The sequence below is a fragment of the Photobacterium pectinilyticum genome (assembly GCF_024357955.1).
Taxonomy (GTDB): Bacteria; Pseudomonadota; Gammaproteobacteria; order Enterobacterales; family Vibrionaceae; genus Photobacterium; species Photobacterium pectinilyticum.
Genome location: NZ_JANEYT010000021.1, coordinates 73,689 through 81,134, shown reverse-complemented (window position 1 = coordinate 81,134; position 7,446 = coordinate 73,689). Strand labels below are relative to the sequence as shown.

Sequence of the window (7,446 nt, the reverse complement as noted above, 5' to 3'; positions counted from 1 at the left end):
ACCACTTATCTTGATAAGGTATTACTGGCTGGTTTTAAGGCGGCGAGTAAAAAATGAGCATTCATGCTCTCACCCTGGCAGGTTAACGGCTTTACCACCACTCATCTCAATATGACCGGCAGTGGTATCAAAATGGAAATTAGAAAGAAATACAGCCTCCGAGCCTCCCCTCACCTGTCGCATTCGTTCAACCAGGCAAGGGAACAGGATTTGCTCGGCACCACGCCCCTGATGAGCAGGCACGGTCAACTTGTACCGGAAGAAGTGTTCAACGGCCTGGCAGAGATTGTAATAGTTACGGCTACCGGCATAGGACTCATCCCCCAGCATTAACCCTGCCCACTGGTTGTCACTCATCGCCCCGGTTCCAGAGTCGGTTAGCAAATCGATATAGACATCCTCGCTGCGCAGCATAAACGGGTTATAGCCAGCCTCAACCAAAGCCTTGCGACGGTCCTCTTCATCCGTCATCCGAATACGTTCCACCATTTTGATGCGAAATGGTTCTGGGATCCTTTTCATCTCTTTTCTCCAATAGCCCCTCACAAGACACTTGCCCGTGACGGATAACAATTAACGCAACAGGAGCAAAAGCCACACTGCTGTATTTAGTTCAAATGGATTCAACATGGAGCGAGCCCAAGCAGAGACTAAACAAGGAAGTCGTTTGAAAGGCGGAAATCTTGGTTAAACCATGCCGACATCATTAAGGTGATGTCAGGTATCACCACAGCAAATTGGCAGGTCATATTTGCTTTCCTTCACATATATATCGGACAAAAGTATTGTTTATAACCATTATTGCCCATAACAACAGTGATTATAGACAATATAACAATCAGCGAAACGAAAGGCTTCAGTCCAAAATTATCTTTTGTATTCAGTCGAATAAACAGGCTTAAACTTCGGCATTATCATATTACATATCAATGAATTATATGACTTTTAGCTATTCTGAGACATCTTCGACACTATTTTTTTCTGTCTCGAACTATGCTGGGGATATAACCCAAAACACCTTACAGTTACTTGGGTAAATTTACTAAGCAGGAGGGCATAGTGATGAAATACAAACATATCCTAGTTGCACTTGAACTATCGGAAGAAACAAACGTGCTAATTGATAGGGCTGTTTTTCTAGCAAAGCTACTCAATGCAGACGTTTCTTTTGTCCACATTGACGGAACACATGGGGAAATCTATCCAGAGCTGATTGATATCAAGCTCTCTCCAGGTGAAAACCCTCTGGGTGAGCCCAAAATGGAGCAGCTCAGGGCCTTTGAAACCAATACCGACTACCCCATCAAGCACTTCATCATTGGCACCGGAGATCTAAGCAATAAGTTACAAAATATTATTCAGGACAACGGCGTAGAGCTGATCATTTGCGGCCATCACCATGACTTCTGGAGCAATATCATTTCTTACTCCAAGCACCTTATCAATAAATCCCCGGTTGATATTCTCGTTGTACCGATCTAAATCAGGCAACAAGAAAACAGCCGCCAAGTGCCGAATCAACCACGCTTTACCGATTCGGCACTTTTATACCAACCTATCGACGCTGGCAGGAGGTACATCCACGGCAAGCTGAGCGGCTATGCGGATCCAGCCTGCCCCGCTGTACCTTACAGTAGGCATTTTTCAGTGCCCGGCGGGCAGAAAACCAATCATCTGGCTTTGAAATCAATAAGTAACCATTAAAGCGTTTAACCAACGGAGTACGATATTCATTGATAAATTGGCTATCAAAGCCGATTTCAAAGTAATCGAGCGCCTGCTCAATCGAGGTGAAACTGGCTATTTTCTGAAGGATATCGTTCTGGCTCATCAAGGCTTCAACTGTCTAAACTATTCAAGGAACAAACTCACGCCAGTCTACGGTAACGCACGAACACAATCATTGATGTAACACGCCGTTTTCAGATTTGGCTCGATGTAGGCGCTGGTGATTATATAGAAAATCCATATTCTCTTTTCCGTTAACTCTAATTTACCTCCCGCCTCCTCTCTCCTAGTTTTTAATGTGTGCAACGCTTTTCTATCAGAAAAAACAGCAACGCATTGCTGATATTCATTCGATTCAGAGGCTTACTGCAAAAATAGATGCAGAGATGAGGAGTAACACGATGGAATATAAGAATTTCACGACGTTTTCGGTAAAGATCGATGATGGTGTCGCCTGGGTAACCATAGATTTTCCCCCTGTTAATGTTCAGGGCCAAGAGATGCTCGCCGATCTTAACAGTCTTGCATTACGGCTAGAGCGCGACCGTGAGGTCAAAGTGGTTGTTTTCCAGTCGGCCCATCCTGAAATTTGGGTCTGCCATTATGACACTAACCTGCTGCGCGATATGTCCAAAGACGCTGTCGCCCGTAACGAAGCCAAGCTCCTCGATTTACAAGCCGTACTAGAACGCATTAGTCGATTACCACAAGCGACTATCGCCAAACTTGAAGGATATGCCCGTGGTGGTGGCCATGAGTTTGCCTTGGCATGTGACATGCGCTTTGCCGCACGAGGCAAGTACAAGTTCATGCAGATGGAAGTGGCGATGGGGATTTTACCCTGTGGTGGTGGAGCATCCCGCATGGCGCGCCAAGCCGGATTAGGGCGAGCTTTGGAAATTATCTTAAGTGCCCGTGACTTTGATGCCGACGAAGCCGAAGCCTATGGCACCATCAATAAGGCGCTCGAGCCTGATGAAATAGGCGTGTACGTTGATACACTTGCCAGACGTATTGCCAAATTCCCTGCCGAATCGATTAATGCCTGTAAGCAAACTGTCTATGAGTCTATCGACAAACCAATTGATGACGCCCTAAAAGCGGAGGCTTATTGGTTGTACCAGGCCACCAGCAAGACTGCCGCCATCAAGCGCTTTACGTGGGCCGATGAGCAAGGTGCCCAGTTCGACCTTGAAAACCAGAGAAATTGGGAACAGTTGGTAATTAATATTCAGGATATCAACGAGGATTAAACCAATCTGGATAATTAGTTGATCAAGTATTTACACGGGAAAAATCGTTGTTATCAAGGCAGATATTGCTGTAACTAGTGGCTCTAATTACAAAATATCTAACGCAGAGAACAGCGATTTTAACCTGTAAGACGGATAAAATATTTATATAGGTTGGTATAAGCCCCTCAAAGCAATTACAGATGGCTGTGTTCATTCGCGATAAAAATAATGGGCAGGCCCTTATAATTTGAACGAAGTAAAAACGTTCAAAATATAAAAGCCTGCCCAGTCATTATCGTTCAATACCGCTCATAGCCATTTTATATAAACTAATCTGACTTCAATCGATATTATGCCTGTGGAAGCGTACCTTCACCGTTGGAAACAACCGCGTCGATTTGTACTAGCGCACCCATTTCAATTTGAGAGACACCCACAACAGTACGTGCTGGAAGATCGCCTTGGAAGAATGCTGTATACACTTCGTTTACCGCATCGATATCAGCAACATCTTTCAGTTGAATATTGATCTTAACGATATCGTCCATTACATGGTTAACACTTTCTACGATAGCTTTAATGTTATTCATGCACTGCTTAGCTTGCTCTTTAGCACCACCCGCTACGATTGCATTGGTTTTAACATCAACAGGTAGTTGAGCTGCAACATGGTTGTAGTGTGAGAAGGCCACGGTTTGTGTATGTAGTGCGCTACGTGGCGCAGCATCAGTATTGTTTGCACGAATCACGATGTTGTGACGATCTTCAACTTCTTGCGGAGGTGTACCGTCGCCGTGAGATACAGAAGCATCAATCTGTACCAATGCACCCATAGGTAGCGCATCAGCAGCAATAACTGAGCGTGCTGGTACATAAGCCACTGTACGAGCAATCGCTGAATCAGGGAAGAACGTTGAGTACACTTCGTTTACGGCATCAACATCAGCGAGATCGTTCAGGTACATGTTGATTTTAACGATGTCATCGAAAGGAACATCAATGCTTTCTAGAACGGCTTTCATGTTCTTTAGGCATTGAGCTGTTTGCTCTTTTACACCGCCTTCTACAAGCGTACCCGTTTTAGGGTCGATAGGTAGCTGAGCTGAGATGTTGTTATAGTGAGAGAAAGCAACCGTTTGGGTAGATAGCGCACATTGAGGTGCATTTTCAGTGTTACGAGAAAGCTTGATAAGTGCGCATGGGTCTTGTGGCGCAGTACCTTCGCCGTTAGAGATAAGCGCATCCATTTGAACCAATGCATCGCTCATCGGTAACGCTGAAACCTGAACTACGGTACGAGTAGGAAGAAGGTTGTCGAAGAAGGTTGCGTAAACTTCATCTACCGCTTCCATATCAGCAACATCTTTAAGGAATACATTAATTTTTACAACGTCATCCATTACATGGTTAATGCTTTCAACAATGGCTTTGATATTTGTTAAACACTGCTTTGCTTGATCTTTTACATCACCGACAATAATATCACCTGTTTTAGGGTCTACAGGTAACTGTGCAGAAAAGTTATTGTAATGAGAGAAAGCAACTGTTTGAGAAGATAGAGTGCTTTGAGGGGCGTTTTCTGTATTGCGTGAAACTTTAATGATGCCAGCCATGTCGACATTTTCCTTATATGTAGTCAGAGGTTTTAATCGATTTATTTGAATAACTTATCGAAGTGACAAAATAGTAAGTTAATTATTTCGATGTAAATGTGACACAAATCAAAATATCATTTCACTAGAGCACCACTACGCAGGGGATAAATAGTCACTTTACGAATAAATATCCGGAAACATGCTAATTCTGTGGCAGCATCAACATTTTTAATTACGAACAATTCGTTATTTTTGAATGTAATCTCAGTAAAAGAATAACAATGTTTATATATTTTTATCAGTTTTTGATAATTTGCTCACAGAAATTCGATAATGACAGCTTAAATCATATGACTTTCATCATTATAAAATGCATAAAAAACCTCACTGCATTTTCTTTCTTCGAATAATCAACATTTGTTGGTTTAAGGTTACAAACGAGTGGTTGATTATGGCTAAGTCACTTGTGTTCATCACCATTTCAGCATGCACTTAGACGTTATCTCAATTTGTTCAGCTCATATTGAAAGGCGCTCAGCTTTCACGCGCTCTCTTCGTCCTCCTATATCAAGTATTCATCCGATCTCGTTACCCGACACTCCATTCTACGTATCACACAAGCTTACGAGACAACTCAGGAAGGCAAGCAGATCCGCTCAAGAAAGAATTGAATGAGAGAAAATGTAAATAATTTTTTTTATTTTCGATATACTAGTCCAGATAATCTTGTAGAGATTTGGATAGTACGTTAATGAACCAAACCCAGCTGTTGCTCGATGTTAGTACCAATGCTTTATTGCACCTTGAATTTCAAAAACTGGACAAGCACCTTTCCTTAGCTGAAAGAAACAATATTTTAGTTAAGTACTTCAAACGTATCGCTAAATCCAATCGATATAGAACAATAAGAAAGTCAGCGAAACAATGGATTGCACACGGCCGCCACCCTGATGGCAACTTGGAATCCGTGCTGAATAATGAAGTAGAGCAACTCACACAGACATGCTCTACCGATTTGTATCGTTTTGTTGGGCTTATCGATAACGTCGAATCTAAGCTGAAAACCAAAGTTCAGTACTCGAAAGCTCACGATATTGACCTCAATGCCCGCTATGGCAACGTGTTGGTCTGTGTGGTAGATGAGGATTTGACCTCAAGCTTCGATGAAGACGGGCTGATGATAAAGTCCACCCAGGTTCTGTTCATCGGCGATACGCAAGACAAAAATGTCTTCTCTGAAACAATAGAGCAAGATGGCAATTTCCAATCGGTCATTGCATACGAAGACGACAATCACCTTCGAGTTGAGCTATTTAGAATGTAGCCGTTAATACCAACCTACATAAATGACGTCCAGCAAAAAATGAGAAAGGAGGCTTCGCAGCCTCCTTGTCTCTATCTACTGCCTGACGTTCGATTAGCCGACCAAGGTTAATGAATCGAGGATCCCCTTACCGCTATGGATCCCACCTTCGTTTTCACTTGCAGGCTTGCTGCGGATCAGATAACCAGCATAGCCATCAAGCTCGGTCATTGGTTCACCATTAAAGTAAGCCGTGAACAGGCCAATTTCGCTAACTAAATCACCCACCACCGTCTGCTCGACATCTCGTACGGCGATAGTGGGAGTTTCTCGCTCATGTGGGTACAAGCGCTGCATCAAGGCCCAGGCGTCATATTCTTCAGGTGAAATCTGACTCAATTTATCGCTAATATCCTCACCAAACACACAATGGCCACCACCTTCTCCTTGGTTCTTCAATACCCACTTATGCTTATTTGCTTGGGTATTAAACCATCCAATCGTATCAGTATTTACTGGCTTCATCTCCGCCAATACACTTTTTACTAACTGCGCTTCATCAAGGCTCAACCCCCAACGGGCATAATCCTCTGCTGGCATCATAGTTAGCAGCATCTGCATTGATTTACTGGTCGCTAGTTGCTGACTAATTGTCGCATTGACCGCCACGTTATGCTGCTCAATAAACAAACGAGTCTGGCTCAAAGTATGGCAACAAATAGATTCATTCAGCTCTGGCGCCCAGTAATCTGAATACTGATAACCCGCACGCAAGTAGACCACATCGATTGCACCGACGCCGTCGAGTATTAAACGCTGGTTATCTCCCGTCGACAGCTGAGTACTGAGTTGGTCGAAGGTACGACGAACGGTACGCAGCCCCAGCTTTTGCAATTCAACCTCAAGCAAATGTTGGTCATAGACGTTATCTTCATTTTTCTGTACCACCATCAAAAAGGTCGGTTTACCCTGAATATTAAACTCCTCCTGAATCCTTCTGGCTGATGTGGCAATCGCATAGGCAAGCTGTTCAAGCCCCTGGTTCTCTGCCGGTACCGCTGCACTATCTTCCAGCCAGTTTTGGTAGGTCTGCGGCCATTGGCTTTGCATAAAGGCATGGAACTCCGTAGCACGCTGGCCGAAAGGCCCCATACCCGCAGCAATACCATTAAATTCAATAACCTTCGCCCCGTGATGGCGATCATCCATAAAGTCGGTACGCATCAGCAATAGCGGTTGGCGCGCAGGGCTGTTATTGATATCACCATGAGCTTGCTGATGAAGTGCCATCAAGCAACCAAAAAACGGATCCGCCTTGGCCATATCACCCAATGAGGCTTGCAGGAAATCGTGATCTTCAGAGACATGGCTGATCAACTTGGTGATTAGTGGCGTCACCTTTCGTAGATGATCATACACCTCACGCTCCATGGTCATCGGCGCAATACTGAACGGGCAGTGCCGTGCCGTATTGTCAGCTTGTCTAAACGCCACACCGTGCATGATGGCCCACTCACAGGCGTCTTCAATGATCTGCTGCGACAGAAAACTATGCTTTTCGTTTGTCATCGTTTACTACTCTGCA

General features: G+C 44.0%; 6 protein-coding genes and 1 pseudogene. 3 read left to right on the top strand and 4 right to left on the bottom strand.

Annotated features, from left to right (window positions below; translation table 11 throughout):
• Positions 1 to 78 precede the first annotated feature (78 nt).
• Positions 79 to 522 (bottom strand): annotated as a pseudogene (locus NHN17_RS11340) (beta-eliminating lyase-related protein); the annotation flags it as partial.
• A gap of 540 nt (positions 523 to 1,062) precedes the next feature.
• Here NHN17_RS11340 and NHN17_RS11335 point away from each other — a divergent pair.
• Positions 1,063 to 1,482 carry a universal stress protein gene (locus NHN17_RS11335; RefSeq protein ID WP_255042606.1) on the top strand — a complete coding sequence of 140 codons (420 nt, stop codon included), beginning with the start codon at positions 1,063 to 1,065 and terminating at the stop codon, positions 1,480 to 1,482.
• Between the two features lie 73 nt (positions 1,483 to 1,555).
• On the opposite strand, the gene nifW is transcribed toward NHN17_RS11335, so the two are convergent.
• Positions 1,556 to 1,831, bottom strand: coding sequence for a nitrogenase-stabilizing/protective NifW family protein (gene nifW / locus NHN17_RS11330; protein WP_255042605.1), 276 nt, complete (start codon positions 1,829 to 1,831; stop codon positions 1,556 to 1,558).
• Positions 1,832 to 2,129: 298 nt separating this feature from the next.
• Here nifW and NHN17_RS11325 point away from each other — a divergent pair, with 298 nt between their 5' ends.
• Entirely contained in the window at positions 2,130 to 2,981 is an 852-nt protein-coding gene (locus tag NHN17_RS11325) for an enoyl-CoA hydratase/isomerase family protein (protein WP_255042604.1), read from the top strand.
• 332 nt (positions 2,982 to 3,313) lie between these two features.
• Here NHN17_RS11325 and NHN17_RS11320 read toward each other — a convergent pair whose 3' ends face one another.
• The gene (locus NHN17_RS11320; RefSeq protein ID WP_255042603.1) at positions 3,314 to 4,576 is read right to left on the bottom strand and encodes a RidA family protein; all 1,263 of its coding nucleotides are present in this window, start codon (positions 4,574 to 4,576) and stop codon (positions 3,314 to 3,316) included.
• A 733-nt stretch (positions 4,577 to 5,309) separates the two neighbouring features.
• Here NHN17_RS11320 and NHN17_RS11315 point away from each other — a divergent pair.
• Entirely contained in the window at positions 5,310 to 5,882 is a 573-nt protein-coding gene (locus tag NHN17_RS11315) for a DUF2913 family protein (protein ID WP_255042601.1), read from the top strand.
• A 93-nt stretch (positions 5,883 to 5,975) separates the two neighbouring features.
• On the opposite strand, the gene NHN17_RS11310 is transcribed toward NHN17_RS11315, so the two are convergent.
• A complete protein-coding gene (locus tag NHN17_RS11310) occupies positions 5,976 to 7,430 on the bottom strand; it encodes a glutathione synthase (RefSeq protein WP_255042600.1) in 1,455 nt (484 codons plus the stop codon).
• Positions 7,431 to 7,446 lie beyond the last annotated feature (16 nt).

Coding starts and splice junctions, on each gene's coding strand:
- NHN17_RS11335 (WP_255042606.1), top strand. CDS start 1,063: ATGAAATACAAACATATCCTAGTTGCACTTGAACTATCGGAAGAAACA.
- nifW (WP_255042605.1), bottom strand. CDS start 1,831: ATGAGCCAGAACGATATCCTTCAGAAAATAGCCAGTTTCACCTCGATT.
- NHN17_RS11325 (WP_255042604.1), top strand. CDS start 2,130: ATGGAATATAAGAATTTCACGACGTTTTCGGTAAAGATCGATGATGGT.
- NHN17_RS11320 (WP_255042603.1), bottom strand. CDS start 4,576: ATGGCTGGCATCATTAAAGTTTCACGCAATACAGAAAACGCCCCTCAA.
- NHN17_RS11315 (WP_255042601.1), top strand. CDS start 5,310: ATGAACCAAACCCAGCTGTTGCTCGATGTTAGTACCAATGCTTTATTG.
- NHN17_RS11310 (WP_255042600.1), bottom strand. CDS start 7,430: ATGACAAACGAAAAGCATAGTTTTCTGTCGCAGCAGATCATTGAAGAC.